Source organism: Halobellus sp. GM3 (assembly GCF_052545375.1).
The window spans coordinates 383431-402676 of record NZ_JBQWLT010000001.1; the positions used below are offsets into that span (position 1 = coordinate 383431).

The window sequence follows — 19246 nt, forward strand, 5'->3', positions numbered from 1 at the left end:
GGAGCCCCCGATTACGCGACGATGATGTCGTCGTCTTCGGTCGCCGCCTCGTCGTCACTCTCTCTCTCTTCCCCCTTATCCTCGTCGCCCTGCGACTGCGCCTCGCTCGGGATCTGATCGTCCGCCTCCGCGTCGATGAAGTCGGCGTCGTCGGCCGGCTGTGCGGAGGTCTCGCGGCGCGACTCGGCCTGCGCTGCCGGTTCGTGGTGTGGGTCGTCCGCCGCGTCGTCGGGCGCCGCGTCGCGCTCTGCGTCGGGAGCGGACGCGGCAGCCTCGTCGGCGCCGTGACCGACCGGCCGGCTCCCGGTGGTGAGATCAACCTCGACCGCCTCTTCGAGGAGTCGGACCCGCTCTTTCGTCTCGACGAGCTCCTCGGTCAGTCCGTTGACCGCGGCCTGTAGCTCCGCGACCTTCGATTCGAGTTCCTCCACGCGGTTGCTCATAGCGTAGATAGCCCGTCTCCGGCCACATAAACGTACGTCAGACACCTACCCGGGAAATGATACGTGGGTTGAATGTACCGCTCGGATGAATGTCTGCCCGTGGACGTACCGCTCGGAGGGGCGAGCGCGGGCGACCTCACCGGAGGTGGCGGTCGAAGAACCCCTCGGCCCACCCGAGCGTGAACGCCCTCTGGGTCTCGTGTACGTCGTGTCCGGCGCCGGCGGCGACGGCGCACTCGGCCGGCACGTCGTGTGCTTGCAGGATGTCGTAGAAGAGCTCCGACGCCATCGCCGGGACGACGCCGTCGTCCTCCCCGTGGAGGAGCAGCATCGGCGGCGCGTCGGTCGCGGCCGACGGTTCCGCTTCGCCCTCTCCCGTCGGTTCGCCCGCTGATTCGCCATCCCCCTCCACGTGGGTCGTCGATCCGCCGTCCCTCGCCGATCCGCCCGCGGGTCCGCCGGCCCCCGCCGATCCGCCGCCGAGGTACGTCGACGGCGACGCCCGCGTCCAAGCGGCCGGCGCCGCGTCGCGGTCGCCGCCGAGCAGCGACACGAGCGCGTCGGTCTCGGGCTGGTGCTCGAGGGCGTAGGTGCCGGCGACGCCGACGACGGCGCCGAGCGCGTCGCTCGCGCGGTCGGGATCGGCGGCCGCGTCCGCGACGATGCGGTCCGTGTCCGGTTCGAGCGCCGCGACGCCAGATGTCAGCCCCGTGAGCACGGCGAGGTGCGCGCCGGCGCCGTGGCCGAACGCGCCGATCCGATCGGGGTCGACCCCGACGCCGGCCGCCGAGGCGCGGAGCCACCGGACCGCGGCCTTCAGATCGCGGATCTGCGCCGGGAAGGCGGCGGCGTCGCTGCCGCGGTACTCGGGGACGACACAGACGTATCCGCGCTCGGCGAGATCGAGCGCGTACCGCGCGAGCTCGCCGCGGTCGCTCTCGTACCGCTGTCCCCCGGACACGAGCACGACCGCGGCGCGGCGGGCCGTCGGGGCGGGCGCGGGACCGTTTCGGGACGCGGACGGGCCGGAGGCCGCCGCCGCGGGCCGGAAGAGATCGAGTCGCAGCGTGTCGCCTCCGGTCTGTGCGTCGACGTCGACCGTCGCGAAGGGCATCCCGCGCACGACGTCGATCCCGACGGCGTCGGCGAGCGCGTCGACCATCGGCCGTGGGGTCGCTGCGGTCCGTGGAATAGGTTTCGCCTCGCGGCCACGATCAGGTGACCGGCGCCGCCCTCCGCCCGTCCCGTTAGCCTTTAGCCCCGCTACGTCGAATCACGCCGTAATGACCGCGCAAGCGCTCTCCCAGCGCGATCTCGCCACCGTCATCGGACTGGAGGTCCACGTCCAACTCGAGACGGACACGAAGATCTTCTGTGGGTGCTCGACCGAACCGGCCGACGACGAGGAGCCGAACAGCCGCACGTGCCCGGTCTGTCTGGGACTGCCGGGCGCGCTGCCGGTGCTGAACGAGGGCGCCGTCGAGGCCGCCGTCAAGGTGGGCAAAGCGCTCGACGCCGACGTGGCGGCGCACACGCGCTTCCACCGGAAGAACTACTACTACCCCGACCTCCCGAAGAACTTCCAGATCACGCAGTACGACGCGCCGATCTGCGCCGACGGCGCGCTCGAAATCGCCGTCGAGGGCGAGCGCCGCGGGATCGGAATCGAGCGCGCGCACCTCGAGGAGGACCCCGGGAGCCTCCAGCACGCGGGCGGCGGCATCGACACCGCCGACTACACGCTCGTCGACTACAACCGCGCCGGCACGCCCCTCATGGAGATCGTCACGGAGCCGGACTTCCGCAGCCCGCAGGAGACCCGCGCGTTCCTCGCGAAACTCGAGGAGGTCCTCGAGTACCTCGGCGTCTTCGACGCGACGCGCGACGGCTCGCTCCGCGTCGACGCCAACATCTCGCTCGTCCCGGCCGATGAGGTCGACGACGACGGCTCGATCGGGACGGAGACGCTCGAGGCGGCGAACCGCACCGAGGTGAAGAACATCTCCAGTCACAAGGGCGCCGAGAAGGCCCTCGCCTACGAGGTCACCCGGCAGAAGAACGCCGTCCAGCGCGGCCGCGCGGTCGAACAGGAGACCCGCCACTGGGACGAGTCGCGGGGGATCACCGTCTCGATGCGCTCGAAGGAGGAAGAAAAGGACTACCGCTACTTCCGCGAGGCCGACCTGCCGCCGCTCGAAGTCTCCGACTGGAAAGACGAAATCGCCATCCCCGAACTCCCCGACGCGCGCCGCGAGCGCTTCCGCGAGGAGTACGGTCTCGACTCTGAGTCGGCGGCGAAGCTCACCTCCACGAAGGCGGTCGCGGACTTCTTCGAGGACGTCGCCGCGCAGTTCGATCCCGACCTGGCGGCGACGTGGGTCGCGGACAACCTCCTCGGAGAACTCAATTACCGCGATCTGGAGATCACGGACGTCGACGACCGCCTCGACGAGTTCACCCGCCTCGTCGAACTCGTCGACGCCGATGAGATCACCGCGAAGAACGCCGAGGAGGTCGTCCTCCGGGCGATGCTGGACGACGAAACGGATCCCGACACCGTGATCGAGGCGGAGGGCCTCGGCACCGCCGGCGACGACGAGGTCGCCGTCGCTGTCGAGGAGGCCATCGAGGAGAACCCCGACGCGGTCGCGGACTACCACGCCGGCGAGGGCGGCGCGATAAACTTCCTCGTCGGCCAGGTGATGCAGAAGACCGGCGGCAGCGCCGACCCCGGCGACGTGAACGGGATGTTGCGCGAGCGGCTGAACGAATAGCGCTCCGCGCGGCGGGGCGGGGGCTGAGAGAGCGCTTCCGCGGCGGCGGCCCGGTCAGGCGCCCAAACTGTGGGACAGCGGGCCCCGTGAGCCACTATCGGATCACTGCCGGCTCCGGAGCGTGTTCTGGGTACTCACCGATCCTCGTCGGGATCAGCATAGTACGTAAAGCTGTACCCCGAGGCGAGATCTAACAGCCGGCTCATATCGCCGGTCTCGTTGTCGAACACGTCCTCTCTGTACAGGTCGACGAAGTTCGACCAGTCGATTCGTTTGGCGGCTTCGCGGTCCATCGCGATGTGTTGCGATTGCTTCCACTGCGGATTCCCGCCGGTGTCGTAACCGGAGTTGAGAAAGGCGTTGACGTTGACCCGAGAGACCTGGTAGTCACTCGTGTAGAAGCCCCGATACAGGTGGGCGGCGAAGACACTCTGCACCTGCTCTGCTTCTTCGGCCCAGGTTAGCTGATCGCTCTTATAATTCGGGTGTTCCGAGTTCCAGTTGACGTCAACGACCCACCCGTTGTGCGCTTGAGCGAGCGGGAAACCGCGCCAGGAGTCGAAGAACGACCACGGTCGGTTGGTGGGGGCCTTGTCACCGAGGCCGAACGACGAATCGGCGACACGCTCGGCTTCGTCCGCGGTCAACTCCGGGCCCGGTGCTCGGATCTGATAGGGGACGTTCATCGAGTCGAGGATCCGGTCCCCGGGCGAGACCACGCGTACCTCGACCGACGTGCCCTCTCTGATCGGCGTCTCGAGGGGGACCTCCCCAGAGAACGTCTCGCCGGCGGATAGCACGTCCGAACGGACCGTCGTGCTGCCATACTCGATCACTAACCGATAGTCGACGTTCGCTTGGGCCGACTCGATTAGTATCACGTTGCCCTGACCGGACTGCTGCTGGACGCTCACCGTGCCAGCGGGTGCCGGTGACTCGGTTTCGGAATCGAAATCCGGATCACTACCGCCTCCCCCACCGTCACTTGGGCCGCCGCTCCCGGAACAGCCCGCTGTGATCGTCGCCGTCAACGCGACGAAGGCCCGACGGTTCAGTCGGCGTGTCACGGTCCGTCTCCGTGTTCGGGAGGGGTCGCCCGAGGGGTGCAATCATCGGTCGTCGACCGAATCCCAGCGTCACTTGGTGCGTGCATACGACGATCCTTCCGAGCGTCACCCACGCGGACGAGTGACTTTGTTATACGTTACCAAGAAACATCGGAGGGCGTGGATGGAGACGGAAATATAGAGATACCGACATCACCCTCGAAGCAGATAACTGAACGACTCAACGACTTAATCGGACATTTCCGACTGTTACCGTCGCACTATTAGACACCTCGTCAGAGAGACTGTCCCACCGGACCGTTACGGGGGTCCCGGATTTTCGTCCGAAGCCGAAGGCGTTTGCGGGGGCTCTGGAAAGCCACGGCTCGTGGCAAGGGCCCCGCGCCTCGGTTCGGAGTGACACGGCCCGCGGCAGCTATTTCGTCTGTTCCGCGTGCACGGGCGCGCTGTCTGCCGATTTGGCGGATTCGAGCGCGAAAGGTTTAGGCCGGGGCCTCGCGTACCGTCGGGCAATGAGTCAGGGCCCGGAACTCATCATCACCGAGAAGGACAACGCCGCTCGGCGGATCGCGGACATCCTGAGCGGCGGGTCCGCCGAGGCCGACCGCCTCAACGGCGTGAACGTCTACAAGTGGGGCGGCAAGCGCTGTATCGGCCTCTCCGGACACGTCGTCGGCGTCGACTTCCCGCCGGAGTACAACGACTGGCGGGACGTCGAGCCGGTCGAACTGATCGACGCCCCCATCGCCAAGCACCCGACCCAGGAGAACATCGTCGCGGCGCTCCGCCGCCTCGCCCGCCGGGCGCGGCGGGTCGTCATCGCCACCGACTACGACCGCGAGGGCGAACTCATCGGCAAGGAGGCCTACGAGCTCGTCCGCGAGGTCAACGAGGACGCCCCGGTCGACCGCGTCCGCTTCTCCTCGATCACCGAGCGCGAGGTGACCGAGGCGTTCGAGAGCCCCGACGACCTCGACTTCGACCTCGCGGCCGCGGGCGAGGCCAGACAGATCGTCGACCTCGTGTGGGGCGCGGCGCTGACGCGTTTCCTCTCGCTTTCGGCCCGCCAGCTCGGAGACGACTTCATCTCCGTCGGCCGGGTGCAGGGGCCGACGCTGAAGCTCATCGTCGACCGCGAGCGCGAGATCGAGGCGTTCGACCCCGAGGACTACTGGGAGCTGTTCGCCGACCTCGAGAAGGGCGCGGAGAGCCGGAGCGCCGACGCGTCCGATGACGAACCCGGCGCCGCCGCCTCCTTCGAGGCGCAGTACTTCTACCTCGACGAGGACGGCAACGAGGCCGAGCGCGTCTGGGTGGAGGACGCCGCCGAGACCGCCTACGAGACGCTCGAGTCGGCGGCGGCCGCGACGGTCGAGTCGGTCCGCCGGCGCACCCGGACGGACGACCCGCCGGCGCCGTTCAACACGACGCAGTTCATCCGCGCGGCGGGCTCGCTCGGCTACTCCGCCCAGCGCGCGATGAGCATCGCCGAGGACCTCTACACCGCGGGGTACATCACCTACCCCCGGACGGACAACACCGTCTACCCCGAGGACCTCGACCCGCGGGACCTGCTGGATTCGTTCGCCGGGACCCGACCCTTCGGCGACGACGCGACGTCGCTCCTCGAACAGGAGGCCATCGAGCCGACCGCCGGCGACGAGGAGACGACCGACCACCCGCCGATCCACCCGACCGGCGAGCTCCCGAGCCGCGCGGAGCTGACCGAAGACGAGTGGGAGGTGTACGAACTCGTCGTTCGCCGCTTCTTCGCGACCGTCGCGGAGTCGGCCACGTGGGAGCACCTCCGCGTCGTCGCGGCCGTCGCCGGCGAGGGCGACGCCGAGGACATCTCGCTGAAGGCGAACGGCAAGCGCCTCCTCGAGGCGGGGTACCACGCGGTTTACCCCTACTCCAACGCCAGCGAGTCGTTCGTCCCGGACGTCACCGAGGGCGAGGAACTGGCCGTCACCGACACGAGCCTGGACGCGAAGCAGACTCAGCCGCCGCGCCGGTACGGTCAGTCGCGGCTCATCGAGACGATGGAGGAGATGGGAATCGGGACGAAGGCGACCCGCCACGACGTCATCCAGAAGCTGTACGACCGCGGCTACATCGAGAGCGACCCGCCGCGACCGACCCGGCTCGCCCGCGCCGTCGTCGAGGCGTCAGAGGAGTTCGCAGACCGTATCGTCTCAGAGGAGATGACCGCCCAACTGGAGCGGGACATGCAGGCGATCACCCGCGGCGAGGCCACCCTCGCGGAGGTGACAGACGAGTCCAGAGAGATCCTCGAAGACGTCTTCGAGGGGCTGATGGAGTCGGGCGAAGAGGTCGGCAAACACCTGCAGGACTCGCTGAAGGCCGACAAGACCGTCGGCGAGTGCCCCGAGTGCGGCGGCGATCTCGTCGTCAGAAAGAGCCGCCGGGGATCGTACTTCATCGGCTGTGACTCCTATCCGGACTGCACCTACACGCTCCCGCTGCCGTCGACTGGCAAGCCGCTCATCTTAGAGGAGACCTGCGAGGAACACGGGCTGCACCACATCAAGATGCTCGCCGGACGGAAGACGTTCGTCCACGGCTGCCCGCTCTGTAAGGCCGAGGAGGCCGACGAGCAGGAGGACCTCGTGATCGGGCCGTGCCCGGAGTGTGGTGAGGGCGCGGCGTCGGAGACGCCGCGAGACGGAGGCGGTGAAACCGCTGACGGGGGCGGCGAACTCGCGATCAAGCGCCTCCGGTCGGGCTCGCGGCTCGTCGGCTGCACGCGCTATCCCGACTGCGAGTACTCGCTGCCGCTGCCGCGTCGCGGCGATGTCGAGGTGACAGCAGAGACCTGCGAGGAGCACGACCTCCCGGAGCTCCGGATCACCTACGACGACGAGGACCGCGAGCCGTGGGACCTCGGCTGTCCGATCTGCAACTACCGCGAGTACCAGGCCGAGCAGAACGCGAGCGGATCGGACCTCGAGAGCGTCAGCGGGATCGGCGAGAAGACCGCGGCGAAGCTGAAGGACGCGGGCGTCGAGGACGTCACGTCACTGAAAGAGGCCGAACCGGACGCGCTCGCCGAGCGCGTCGACGGCGTCGGTCCCGACACCGTCCGGAAGTGGCAGGCAGACGCCGACTGACCGAGTCCGACCGCGTCTGAGCGACCGACTGTCCGTTTCGGTTAACTGCCCGATTTTCCGCGGGGCGCTACACCGTGATCTCGGTTTCGTGCGCCGCCGCGGCGAGCGCGTCTCGGACCCGGCCCGCGCCGTCGAGCTCACTGGCCTCCGCGACGTTCTCCATCAGGACCGTCTCGGAGGGGAACAGGTGATCGCCGAGGATCAGCCCGTGGTCGCGGGCGGTCGACCCGGTCATCGTCAGGTAGACGCCGAGACCGACGTCGGCGATCGCCGCCTCCTCCTCGCGGTCGTCGTCCGGGTAGGCGAACGAGACCTCATCGAGCGCGCGCGTGCCGAGAACGGCCTCAACGAGCCGCTCGTACCGCGGAGAGATGCACAGCTCCCCCTCGTAGCCGGCGACGAACTCGCGGTCGAGGTCGGCGCCGGGCGGGAGGATTTCTGGGCGAGCCATCAGCGTGTGATACACCGTGTCGCCGAGCCCCGAGACGACGCGGACGTCGGTGTTCATCGGGTCGATCCGCGCGTTGACGTCGGAGATCGAGTCCAGTCCCTCGGGCTCGAGGTCGACGACCTCCTCTAAGACGAGGTCGGCGCTGTCGAACCCCAGCCCGAACTCGTGGGTGCGGAGCGCGCGGAACGGCTCCTCGCGGCCGATCAACTGGAGGGGGACGCCGGCGACGTCGACGGTGAGGCTGTCGAAGACGATCCGGCGCGGCATCCCACGGCGGTCGTCGCGCAGGAGCGTGTACTCCGGGGCGTACTCGTCGTCGAGATCCGAGTACCCGGCGAGCCGCTCGTAGACGTCCGCGTCCGGCTGGATCTTCCCCTTCGTGATCGCCTTCTCGTGGCGGAGCGTGGAGATGATCCCGTCGACGACGTCGGCGGCGTCGGACACGTCGACGACGCGTTCGAGAACGGCCTCCAGCGGGCGGCCCTTGCGCGGGACGGCGACGCGAATCGCCTCCGTCTCAGTCATTGTCGACCCGACGGGGCGGCGCGCTAAACCGGTTGCGCTTCGCGTTGGCACCGACGCGCGGCTCTGGGCCGTCCCACCGCGACCGCTCGCTCGGCGGACCCCCGCGCCCGCTCGACGCCCGGCTCAGGCTCCGATCGATCACTCGCCGGCGGGGCCGAACGCGTCGTTGAGCCGGTCGCGGAACCGCTGGAGCTGTTCGATCTCCGCCTCGATCGACTCGATCCGGTCGAGATCCGCAGACAGCGACGACACGTCCGCGCGGAGGTCGTCGATCTCGGCCTCGAGCGCGTCGCGAACCGCGACGACGTCGCCGTCGAGCGCCGCGATGTCCTCGCGGACGTCCCCCATCTCGTCGTCGAGCCGGGTGACGTGGGCGTCGGTCTCGTCGACGTCGGCCGCCACGTTCTCTACTTCGGCGGCGACGTCGTCGACGTCCGCCGCGACGGCGGTGACGTCGGACTCGACGCCCCCGATCTCCGCGGAGAGGTCGGCCACGTCCGCGGTCACGCTCTCGACCTCGTCGGCGACGTCGTCGACGAACCCCTCGACATCGTCGACGCGCTCGCCCGTCGCGTCGAGTTCGTCGCTCGTCTCCGCCAGCCGCTCGTCCGTGGCCTCGAGTCTCTCCTCGGCGGATTCGAGTCGCCCGTCCGCCGCGTCGACCCGCTCGCCGAGGTCGTCGACGTCGCCGCTCAGGTCCCGGACGTCGTCGCGGATCTCTTCGCGCCCGGACTCGGCGGATTCGACGGTCTCGCGGAGCTCCTCGAGTTCGCTCGTGACCGCTGACAGCTCCGTGTCGACCCGCTCGACGAGCTCTGCGCCGGTGCCCTCCTCGTCGATGAACTCCGCGATGGCGTCGGCGTACGCGTTGAGGTCCTCCATCTGCGCCTGTACGCGCCGGATGCGGACGTCTGCGCTCCGGGGCAGCCCGCCGTCGAGCTCTCCGCGGAGGGTCTCGAGGTCGTCGTCGTCGACCGCTCCCGAACGGATCTCCGCGGCCAGGGCCGCCGCGAGGCCGCCGTCGGCGTTCGCTGTCGGCGGCTCCCCTCCCGAACTGCTGTCGTCGACGGCCGCCCCGGCGTGCGCGCCGATATCGACGTAGTCGTCTTCGGTCGCTTCGATCGTCTCAGTCGCTTCGGACGCTTCGACCGCTTCGACGTCAGTCGACTCGCCGACCGCGGTCTCTGTCGCCTCGCCTTCCTCTTCGGGGTCGGTCGCACTGTCCCGTCCATCGTCGGGCGCGACATCTCCGTCCCGCTCGTCGTCGGAGTCGGTCTCGTCCTGTCCGTCGTCGGAGTCGGTCTCGTCCTGTCCGTCGCCGGCGCTGATCTCGTCGCCCTGCTCTCCTCCCTCGACCGCCGCTGCTTCGGGGTCGCTCTCGTCGGGCGTCGCTCTCGGTTCTCCACCCGCGAGGCCAGCCTCTCCATCGTCGCTCGCGCGTCGAAGCGCGGGCGTGAGATCGGCCCCGAGTTCGCGCGGTGCGGCTGGCTCGGCGGTGGGCTCTCCCGGGACGGCCGCCTCCGTCGAGTCGTCTGCCTCCGTCGCCGGCTCCGCGTCCGCGTCTGCACCCGCAGTCGCCGGAACGGGGGCGTCGCCGGCCGAATCGAGGGGATCCGTCGGTTCGTCGGCGTCGACCTCGTTTGCGAGGCGCCCGTTCCCCTGCAGCGCGTCGCGGACGAGTTGGCTCCGATCCGCGCCGAGGATGTCCTCCACGTCGGCGCCGTCGCCGACGTCGCCGGTGGCGCTGGGGACGGGCGGGCGCTCGAGGACCGGCTCGCCGAGGAACCCCTCGACGTCTGTGGTCTCCTCCAGTCTGATTCCGTACACCGTCGTCAGCTCCTCGCCGGGATCGAGCGTCCGCTCGAACTCGACGCGGTGGTCTTTGTACGCGGTCCAGTTGTCGCTCTCGTAGTCCGGGTGGAACCCGACCCCCTCCATCGGGAAGTCCTCGGGGATCCCATCGACGAGCCGGACGTGCACCGGTTCGTCGCCCTCCGAGGCGAGTCGGAACTTGATCGCCGGAACGGGGAACTCGTCGCCGGCGAACGACTTCTCGACGGAGACCACGTCATCTGAGACGGATATCGTTCGATCGACGTCGGGCTCGTTGCTCATAGGCCACCTTACCGAAACTGATCACATAAAACAACCGGGCAAAATACCGATCGTGATAGCGTCGTCGCCGACGACCCGTCCCCGTCGACGCGCTGAGTAGTCAGTCGGTGTCTCGTAGTCGCCCGCCGCTGATTGCGCAATCGATCGCGCGTCCGTCTCCGATCGAACGACGACGTGCGTACGGCTGCGATCGTGGTTCTCGACCGGGGCCGTCGTGGACCCCCCGCGTTTCACGACAACTGCCAGATAGATACGCGACCGGGGCGGCAGAAGTCTTTTTCCGTGACGAAGACGAGCCCCGAACGATGGCAACCGACGACGACGCGTCGGACGCCGATCCCGGACGGGACGGCGACGACGCGTTGGGGGGGGACGGCGAGGGTTCGCCGTCGACTCTCGAGGGGGGAGCCGTCGATCGGGTCGCCGGGGAGGGGGATGCGGCGCGAATCGACGCTGCCGAGGAATCGAGCGGAGATGACGAATCGGCCGGTGACGGTGGTGCCCCGGACGACGGGTCGACAGCGGCGGCTGTGCAGCCCGCGGCGGACGACGAACCGGAACCGAACAGCGAGACGGCCGTCGAGGACGATCCGGAAGCTGCCGAGGGCGATTCAGAGGCTACCGAGGACGATCCGGAGGCCGTCGAGGACGATTCGGTGGCCGCCGAGGGGCAGCCCGCGGACGACGGATTGGTCCCGAACGACGAAGCTGTCACGGGCGACGACGCTGTCTCGAACGACGACGCCGCCCCGGACGCCGGCCCGCGGGTGGCCCTCGGCGAGTACACGTGGGCCGAATTCCTCGAGGAGTACGGCGTCGACGGCGACGTCCGAGCGCTCTATCGGGGCTCCGACCCGCGCGAGATCGAGCGCGAGCGCGATGCCGACGAGGGGGGCACGCGCTGGGACGACGGCACGGCGGTGGAGCCCCCGACGCCCACCCGCGCCGACTGGGACGAAGTCAGCCTCGACCCGGAGTCGTTTCTCGCCTTCCATCCGACGGACGCCGCGGAGACGGTCGAATCGGCGATCGAGAGGGCGCTCCGGCTCGACGAGGAGTTCGAGGCGTTCTGTGATCCCGAGACGACGCCGGTGGTCAAAGACGTCTGGCTCTGGGAGCACTACAAACGCGAGTACTACTACGAGCCGGACGGCTCGCGCCCCCGCGACGACGACGGCGAGATCGAACGGTTCGACCCGGCAGACGCGCTGGGTTTCGATCCGGACGCGATCGAGAACGCGCTCGCTCGGGGGGCCGACCGCGCCGCGGAACTGGACGCGGTCGTCGACGACCGAACGGTGGACGTCGACCCGGCGTTCGACGAGGACGCGTTCTTCGCGGACGCGCGCGGCGCGACAACCGTCGTCAACCGCTACGACCTCGAGAAGGCGGTGCCGATGGAGAAGAAGCTCCACTTCCGTGAGGTCGAGCGCTACTGGGTGAACAAACCGCACTCGTTCGTGATCATCTTTCACTCCCGAAAGGAGAACGAGAAGAAGTACTACGTGGTCGAGCCGTACCAGAACCGGATCGAGGCCGACTTGGCGGAGTTCCTCACCGGCAAGCTCCGAACGGCGATCAAATACGACGACGAGAGCGTCATCGGCGAGGGACCGAACGCGCGGCGGCGCGTCATCGAACAGCAGGCGCTCGAACTGCTCGAACGCTACGGCCTCTATCGCGCGCCCGAACGGCCGAGACGCGCCGGGCTCTCGATCCTTCCGCCGACACGGGGTGAGGGGTCCGACGACGGAGTGCTGTCCGGAATCGACCTCGACCTCGGTCTCGGATTGGGGAGCGACGACGCCGAGTCCGCCGAATCGGGCGGCACCGGTGGAGCGAACGGATCCGTTGGGGCCGGCGGACCGATCGCGAGGTACGCCCGCGCCGTCGGACTAGGTGAGGGCTCGTTCGGCGGTCGGCTCGACTGGCTCTTCGAGGGCGCGTCGGCCGCGCGATCGGATCCCTCACTCGAGGGCATCGCCGCGCGTCCCGAACCGGCGGTACTCGCCGAGGACGCGACGTCATTGACCGACTATCAGGTCGAGAAACTGCTGTACGTCCTCCGGCGTGACTTCATCGGCTACGAGCGGATCGACGCGATCAAACACGACGTGAACGTAGAGGACATCTCCTGTGACGGGTACAACTCCCCGGCGTTCGTCTACCACTCCGATTACGAGCAGATCATCTCGAACGTCTACCACGGCGAGGAGGAGCTCGACGACTTCGTCGTCAAGCTCGCTCAGCGCTCGGGGAAGGGGATCTCCAAGCGGCGCCCGCAGGTCGATGCGACGCTCCCGGACGGGTCGCGGGCGCAGCTGACGCTCGGCCGCGAGGTGTCGGATCACGGGACCAACTACACCATTCGGCAGTTCAAGGACGTCCCGTTCACGCCGATCGACCTGATCAACTGGAAGACCTTCTCCTTGGAGGAGATGGCGTTCCTGTGGCTCTGCATCGAGAACGACAAGAGCCTGATCTTCGCCGGCGGGACCGCCTCGGGGAAGACGACCTCGCTGAACGCGGTCTCGCTTTTCATCCCCTCGAACGCGAAGATCGTCTCGATCGAGGACACCCGCGAGGTGGAGCTCCCCCAGCGCAACTGGGTCGCGTCCGTCACTCGGCCGTCGTTCAGCGACGACGACCGCGGGGACGTCGACGAGTTCGATCTCCTCGAAGCGGCGCTGCGGCAGCGCCCGGACTACATCGTGATGGGCGAGATCCGCGGGGAGGAGGGCCGGACGCTGTTTCAGGTGATGTCGACCGGCCACACGACGTACACGACGTTCCACGCCGACAGCGTCGGCGAGGTTCTCAAGCGCTTCACCACCGATCCGATCAACGTCTCGAAGACGATGTTCACCGCGTTGGACCTCGTCTCGGTCCAGACGTCGACCCGGGTGCAGGGAAACAAGGTCAGGCGGAACAAGTCGCTGACGGAGATCAACCACTACGACGCGGAGAACGACGAGATCAACGTCCAAGACGTCTACCAGTGGCAGGCCGAGGGCGACGAGTTCCTCAAGATGGGCGCGTCGAACACGCTCGAGGACGTCCGGTTCGACCGCGGCTGGACCAGAGCGACGCTTGATGAGGAGCTGTTCAAGCGCCGCGTGGTCCTCGCGTACCTGATCGACCGCGGGCTCAACACGTACTCGCAGGTCGCGGCGACCCTGCAGGCCTTCATCAACGACCCGGAGACGATCCTCGCGCTGATGGCGCGAGACGACCTCGAACGCAGCCTCGAAGACCTCCGCGAGATGGAGTCCGTCAAGATCGACGTCGACCCCGAGAAGGAGGAGATGGTCCCCCGACCCGATCCCGGCGAGGAGATCCGGGACCTCTGTGCCGACATCTTAGCGGAGGCCGAGGAGGACCTGTGGCCCGAGTACCGCGACCTCGAGGACGTGGACGTCGCGGAGGCGCTGCTCGACGTCGAGGCGGCCCCCGACGTCGCCGCGGAAAGCGGCGACCACCCCGAACTCGACGCGCTGGCGGAGCGGGCCGACGTCCCGGAACTGGAGTCCGGATCGGCGAGCGAGACCGATGGAGACGACGACGTATCGACGCCGCCGGCCCTCGAGGGGGATGTCGACGACGCGGCCGACGCGGAAGGTGCTGGCGGCGCGGAAGGCGTCGAAGATGCAGAAGACGCCGGCGACGCGGAAGGCGCTGGAGACGAGGGAGGTGCGGGCGAGGCGGCCGTGACTGTCCCTGAAGAGACCGACGCTGCTGCCGACTCAGCCGACGACGGCCGTGCGGGCGACCCAGCCGACGCTTCGGACGGTGACGTTGACACCGTCGCCGACGAGGAGACCATCGCTGACGCCGACGGTGACGCCGACGAGGAGACCGACGTCTCCGCTGATTCCGACGGCGCTGCGTCGGCAAACGACGGATTCGGGATCGAGGACCTGCTCGATGGGGCGGCCGAGGCCGACGACTCAGACGGCGACGACGAGGAGATGTGGGACTTCGGCGAGTTCGAGCAGGTCGACCCGGACGGTTCGGCCGCGGACGGCGACGCCGCTGATTCGGAGGAGGACGGATGAGCCTCGACGTGGGCGAACAGGAGGGCGGCGAACTCGACCGCGGCACCGACGCGCTGGGGGACCTCTTTTACCCGGTGTTCCGGTGGGCGTTCGACGAGGACGGCGACTTCGTCGCCGACGTCGAGGTGAAGCTCGAACAGGCGCGGATGCCGGCGACGGTCGAACTGTACCTCTCACACGCGCTCGCGGTTGGCGTCATCGCCGGCGGGGCGCTCTGGCTCGTCGGGTCGCTCCTCGCGTGGGCGCTCTTCGAGTTCGGGCTCCTCTCGCCGGACGTTATCAGCATCGGGCTGCCGGCACCCGACGCCGCGACGGCGACCGCGCTGAAGGCGCTCACCGTCCCGGCGACGGTGTTCGTCTCCGGGATCGTGTTCGGGACAATCGGGTTCGGGACGGGCTTCGGCGCGCTCGTCGCGGTCCCGTACTCGAAGGCGTCCGGGCGGAAGCGAGAGATCAATATGCTGCTTCCTGACGCGATCTCGTTTATGTACGCGCTCTCTGTCGGCGGGCTGAACCAACTGGAGATCTTGGAGGCGATGGGCCGTGCCGAGGACACCTACGGCGAGGTGGCAAAGGAGTTTCAGAGTATCGTCCGCGAGACGGAGTACTTCGGTACCGACTACCGGAACGCGATCCGCGAGCAGGCGATGACGACCCCCTCCGAGGATCTCTCGCAGTTCCTGACCGATATGCTCTCGATCGTCAACTCCGGCGGCGATATGGAGCGCTTTCTCGACGACAAAAAGGAGAAACACCTTCGAACTGCGAAGCAGGAACAGGAGACGGTGCTGGAGACGCTCGAACTGTTCGGCGAGATGTATATGACGCTGTCGCTGTTTCCGCTGTTGCTCATCATCATTCTCGTGATTATGAGTATGCTCGGACAGGCGCAAGAGCAACTCCTGCTTGCGACGGTGTACGGCCTCGTGCCGCTCACCGGCGTCGCCTTCCTCGTGCTCGTCTCGACGGTCAAACAGGACGAAATCGGCGACGGGTATCTCCGGCCCGCGGGCGGCTCCGACCGGCTCGCGCAGGCCAACCGCGAGGGGCTGTTCCACATGGGGCTGATCGAGAGCTTCGTCGGCGAGTTCCGGCTGTTCGAGCAGATCCGCGACCGCGAGGGGACGTACAAGACGGCGCAGTTGCTCCGGCGGCCCCACCTGTTCTTTCGCGACAACCCCCTGTACACGCTCGCGTTGACCGTCCCGGCGGCCGCCGCGCTCGTGGCCGTCGCCGTCGTCAACGGGGCCGCCCCGCTCGGCTGGCAGGGGATGCTCAACAACCCGATCTGGGGGACGTTCGTCTGGTGGTACGTCCCGGTGTACGTCATCGGGATTCCGCTGGCGGTGTTTCACTCGTGGAACGTCCGCTCGCGGAACGCCATCACCGGAAAGCTCTCGGACAACCTCCGGAAGCTCTCCAGCGCGAACGACACGGGCCAGACGCTTCTGGAGTCGATCGAGACCGTGGCGGCGACCTCCTCGGGAAAGCTCGCGGACGAGTTCGAGGTGATGCACGCGAAGGTGAACTACGGGATGAGCCTCCGGAGCGCCCTCGTCGAGTTCAACAACAAGTACCACATCCCGCGGCTCTCGCGGACGGTCAAACTCATCTCGAAGGCGCAGGAGGCCTCCAGTCAGATCACTGAGGTCCTGACGACCGCGGCGCAGGCCTCCGAGAACCAAGACGACATCGAGCGCGAGCGCAAATCCCGGACGCGGATGCAGGTGGCGATCATCCTGATGACGTACCTGACGCTTCTGGGCGTGATGGCGATCCTGAAGACGCAGTTCCTCGACGTGATGGCCGGGCTGTCCTCGCAGGCCGGGTCGGCCGGGGGAAGCGAGCTCTCCGGACAGGGGATGGACTTCGGCGGGGGCGTCGACATCGAGTTGCTGTCGGTACTCTTCTTCCACGCCGTGACCCTGCAGGCGGCGCTCTCGGGGTTCATAAGCGGCTACATCCGCGACGCCGAGATCGTCTCCGGCGTGAAGTACGTCGTCATCCTGCAGACGATCGCGCTGTTCGTCTGGATGGTGGTCGGATGAGCCGCGCACAGACGACGATCGACTTCGCGATCGGCATCGGGCTGTTCCTCCTCGTCGTCGCGCTCGTCGTCGCGTTCGTGCCGACGATCTTCACGCCGTTTCAGAGCACCGAGGGGCCGCAGACGGCCGATCGGATCGCGACGTCGCTCTCGACTGACCGCCTCGGCGACCCCACCGAGCCGTACGTGCTGAACGCGACCTGCACGGCGGCGTTCTTCGAGCAGCTGAACGGCGGCGGGGACACGCTCATCGACTGTCAGTTCGACACGACCGCGGACTCGACGAGCGCGATGTTCTCGACCGGCCCGACGCGCGACGTCAACGTCTCGGTGCGCTTCTCGAACGGGACGACTCGGTACGCCGCGGGGCCGCCGATCCCGGAGACGACGTCCGTGACGGCTGCGAGGCGCGCCGTCTCGATCGACCGCGAAGCGCACACGGTCCTCGTGAGGACGTGGTGATGGACCGCGCGCAGGCCCACACGCTGGAGGCCATCGCGGCCGCGATGATTCTCGTGTCGAGTCTCGTCTTCGCCCTGCAGGTGACGGCCGTGACGCCGCTGACCGGCAGCACCTCCAGTCAGCACATCGAGAACCAGCAGGCGGCCGTCGCGGAGGGCGTGCTGGCGTCGGCCGCCGAGAACGGGACGCTGACCCCGACGCTGCTGTACTGGAACGAGTCCGCCGAGAACTGGCACGGCGCGACGCGAAACGGCTACGTGCGGGCCGGCCCGCCGACGGCGTTCGGATCGGCGTTGAACGAGACGTTCCTCGAACGCGGGATCGCCTTCGATCTGACGCTGTACTACGTCGCAGACGACGGGGACCGGACGAAACGGGAGGTCGTCGACCTCGGCGAACCGAGCGACCACGCCTCGGCCGCCCGCCGGCTCGTCACGCTCTCCGACGACGACCGGCTGCGGTACTCCAACGAGTCGGCCTCGGAGACGACACTCTCGGAGGCGTCCTACGTCGTCGAGGACGCCGACCCCCGACAGCGACTGTACTCCGTCGTGGAGGTGGAGCTCGTCGTATGGCGGATGTGAGACCACCCCGGTCCGGCGGCGCATCCGGCGGTCCTACCGACAGCACGGTCGCCGGCTGCACACCCGCCGACCGCACCGATCGCACCGGCCACACACCCGCCGACCGCGGACAGTTGCTCCTCGTCGGCGCGCTCGCGCTCGCGGTGCTGTTCGTCTCGCTGGCGCTCCTTTTGAACACCGCCATCTACACCGGGAACCTCGCGACCCGGGACCCCGGGGTCGACGCCGCGCCGACGATCGAGTACGTCGAAGCGTCGAGGGCCGCCGGCGTCGACGCCCTCGGATCGGTGAACCACCGGAACAACAGCACCGACGCGGACGGGCACGCGGAACTCGCCGCGGCACTCCGCGACACCGTGTCCCGGTGGGACGGGCTCGCGTCACATCACCGGGCCGTCGCGGGCGACGCCGCGGCCGTCGAGGTCGTCGCCGTCACCAACGGCACGCGGATCCAGCAGGACGACGCCTCGCGGAACTTCACGAGCGACGCGTGGGACGAAACGTGGACCGTTGCCGAGGGATCGGACCTCTCGGGGATTCGCACGATGCGGCTGCGCGTCGACCAGTCGGCGCTCGCGGGCGCGGCCGGCGACGCCTTCCGCGTGAACGTCACTTCCGGCGGGACCACGCGGACCCTCTCCGTCTACGAGAACGGCGGAGAAACCGCCGTCCGCGTCACCGACGACGGCACGGTGCTCTCGACGCGCTCGTTCGAGCCGGACCCCGACGGAACGGTCGTGATCGACGTCTCGAACGGCTCCGTCGGCGGGGAGTCGTACTCGGACCTTCGAACGGTGCTCGACGTCGGAGTCGACACCGCGATCACGTACCACCGGGGCGGCAACGCGACCGGCACTTACACGATGGTGGTCGACGAGCCGACGGGCGACCTGGCGCATCCGGGGCTCCTCGAAGACGACCTCGGACAGCCGTACTGGACGCACGCGGTCTACGGCGCTGAGTTCCGGGTCACGTACCGAACCCCGGACCTCGATTACGAGGCTCGAATCGAGGTGGTCCCGCGGTGAGAACGCGCGGGGGCGCTGCCGACCGATCCGACCGCGCCGTCTCGATCACGGTGAGTTACGTCATCGCGCTGGGGATCACCGCCGTGTTGATCTCGGGGTTGCTCGTCGGCGCCGGCGGCTACGTCGAGAGCCAGCGCGACAGCGTCGTCCGCGAGGAGCTCTCGGTCGTCGGCGAACAGCTCGCGGCCGGGATCGACGACGCGGACCGGCTCTCGCGGTCGACCGCGACCTCGCGCTCCGTCCGCGTCGGCGTGGATCTCCCGCGGCGGGTCGCCGGCGAGTCCTATCGGATCGACGTCGCCGAGGTGTCGGACCCGCCGGATCAGCCGGGGCGATACGAGCTGACGCTCCGGCCGACCCGATCCGACGTGAGCGTCACGCTTACCGTGTCGACGATCGTACCGCTACGGGAGGGATCCACGGGCGGGGGCTGGACCGTGGTCCGCCTCGATACGAGCGGGGCGGACCCGAGGCTCGTCCTCGAGGACGGAGATCCGTCGGCGTCGCTGTCGCTCGTGCGGCCGACAGAGGGAGTGAAACTATGACGAAAGGGGCACTCGGTCA

The 19246-nt window shown here is 68.4% G+C and carries 13 protein-coding genes; 8 read left to right on the forward strand and 5 right to left on the reverse strand.

Annotation, left to right across the window (positions count from 1 at the left end):
• Positions 1–11 precede the first annotated feature (11 nt).
• Both ACT3HL_RS01925 and ACT3HL_RS01930 read right to left on the reverse strand, forming a co-directional pair.
• On the reverse strand, positions 12–443 hold the full coding sequence (locus tag ACT3HL_RS01925; RefSeq protein WP_445085111.1) for a DUF7518 family protein: 432 nt from the start codon (positions 441–443) through the stop codon (positions 12–14).
• A 136-nt stretch (positions 444–579) separates the two neighbouring features.
• Positions 580–1605: a prolyl oligopeptidase family serine peptidase gene (locus ACT3HL_RS01930; RefSeq protein WP_445085112.1), complete on the reverse strand. Its 1026-nt coding sequence runs from the start codon at positions 1603–1605 to the stop codon at positions 580–582.
• 121 nt (positions 1606–1726) lie between these two features.
• Here ACT3HL_RS01930 and gatB point away from each other — a divergent pair, with 121 nt between their 5' ends.
• Positions 1727–3217: an Asp-tRNA(Asn)/Glu-tRNA(Gln) amidotransferase subunit GatB gene (gene gatB / locus ACT3HL_RS01935; RefSeq protein ID WP_445085113.1), complete on the forward strand. Its 1491-nt coding sequence runs from the start codon at positions 1727–1729 to the stop codon at positions 3215–3217.
• Positions 3218–3351: 134 nt separating this feature from the next.
• Here gatB and ACT3HL_RS01940 read toward each other — a convergent pair whose 3' ends face one another.
• Entirely contained in the window at positions 3352–4284 is a 933-nt protein-coding gene (locus ACT3HL_RS01940; RefSeq protein WP_445085114.1) for a hypothetical protein, read from the reverse strand.
• Positions 4285–4796: 512 nt separating this feature from the next.
• On the opposite strand from ACT3HL_RS01940, the gene ACT3HL_RS01945 reads away from it, so the two are divergent.
• On the forward strand, positions 4797–7415 hold the full coding sequence (locus ACT3HL_RS01945) for a DNA topoisomerase I (protein WP_445085115.1): 2619 nt from the start codon (positions 4797–4799) through the stop codon (positions 7413–7415).
• Between the two features lie 67 nt (positions 7416–7482).
• Here ACT3HL_RS01945 and ACT3HL_RS01950 read toward each other — a convergent pair whose 3' ends face one another.
• Together ACT3HL_RS01950 and ACT3HL_RS01955 are read right to left on the reverse strand one after the other, a co-directional pair.
• Positions 7483–8391, reverse strand: a complete 909-nt coding sequence (locus ACT3HL_RS01950) for a hypothetical protein (protein ID WP_445085116.1) — start codon at positions 8389–8391, stop codon at positions 7483–7485.
• Between the two features lie 138 nt (positions 8392–8529).
• Positions 8530–10506, reverse strand: coding sequence for a hypothetical protein (locus ACT3HL_RS01955; protein ID WP_445085117.1), 1977 nt, complete (start codon positions 10504–10506; stop codon positions 8530–8532).
• A gap of 305 nt (positions 10507–10811) precedes the next feature.
• Here ACT3HL_RS01955 and ACT3HL_RS01960 point away from each other — a divergent pair, with 305 nt between their 5' ends.
• The 6 genes from ACT3HL_RS01960 to ACT3HL_RS01985 are packed head-to-tail and all read left to right on the forward strand — an operon-like array spanning position 10812 to position 19227.
• Positions 10812–14561, forward strand: coding sequence for an ATPase, T2SS/T4P/T4SS family (locus tag ACT3HL_RS01960; RefSeq protein WP_445085118.1), 3750 nt, complete (start codon positions 10812–10814; stop codon positions 14559–14561).
• A complete protein-coding gene (locus tag ACT3HL_RS01965; protein WP_445085119.1) occupies positions 14558–16609 on the forward strand; it encodes a type II secretion system F family protein in 2052 nt (683 codons plus the stop codon). The genes ACT3HL_RS01960 and ACT3HL_RS01965 overlap by 4 nt, the downstream gene beginning before the upstream one ends.
• Positions 16606–17070 (forward strand): DUF7287 family protein, encoded by a 465-nt coding sequence (locus ACT3HL_RS01970; RefSeq protein ID WP_445085120.1) that lies wholly within the window; start codon positions 16606–16608, stop codon positions 17068–17070. Before ACT3HL_RS01965 ends, ACT3HL_RS01970 begins: the two co-directional genes overlap by 4 nt.
• The gene (locus tag ACT3HL_RS01975; RefSeq protein WP_445085121.1) at positions 17070–17654 is read left to right on the forward strand and encodes a DUF7288 family protein; all 585 of its coding nucleotides are present in this window, start codon (positions 17070–17072) and stop codon (positions 17652–17654) included. The genes ACT3HL_RS01970 and ACT3HL_RS01975 overlap by 1 nt, the downstream gene beginning before the upstream one ends.
• Positions 17642–18682 carry a hypothetical protein gene (locus ACT3HL_RS01980; RefSeq protein ID WP_445085122.1) on the forward strand — a complete coding sequence of 347 codons (1041 nt, stop codon included), beginning with the start codon at positions 17642–17644 and terminating at the stop codon, positions 18680–18682. Before ACT3HL_RS01975 ends, ACT3HL_RS01980 begins: the two co-directional genes overlap by 13 nt.
• The gene (locus tag ACT3HL_RS01985) at positions 18679–19227 is read left to right on the forward strand and encodes a DUF7266 family protein (RefSeq protein WP_445085123.1); all 549 of its coding nucleotides are present in this window, start codon (positions 18679–18681) and stop codon (positions 19225–19227) included. The genes ACT3HL_RS01980 and ACT3HL_RS01985 overlap by 4 nt, the downstream gene beginning before the upstream one ends.
• The last annotated feature ends 19 nt before the right edge of the window (positions 19228–19246 follow it).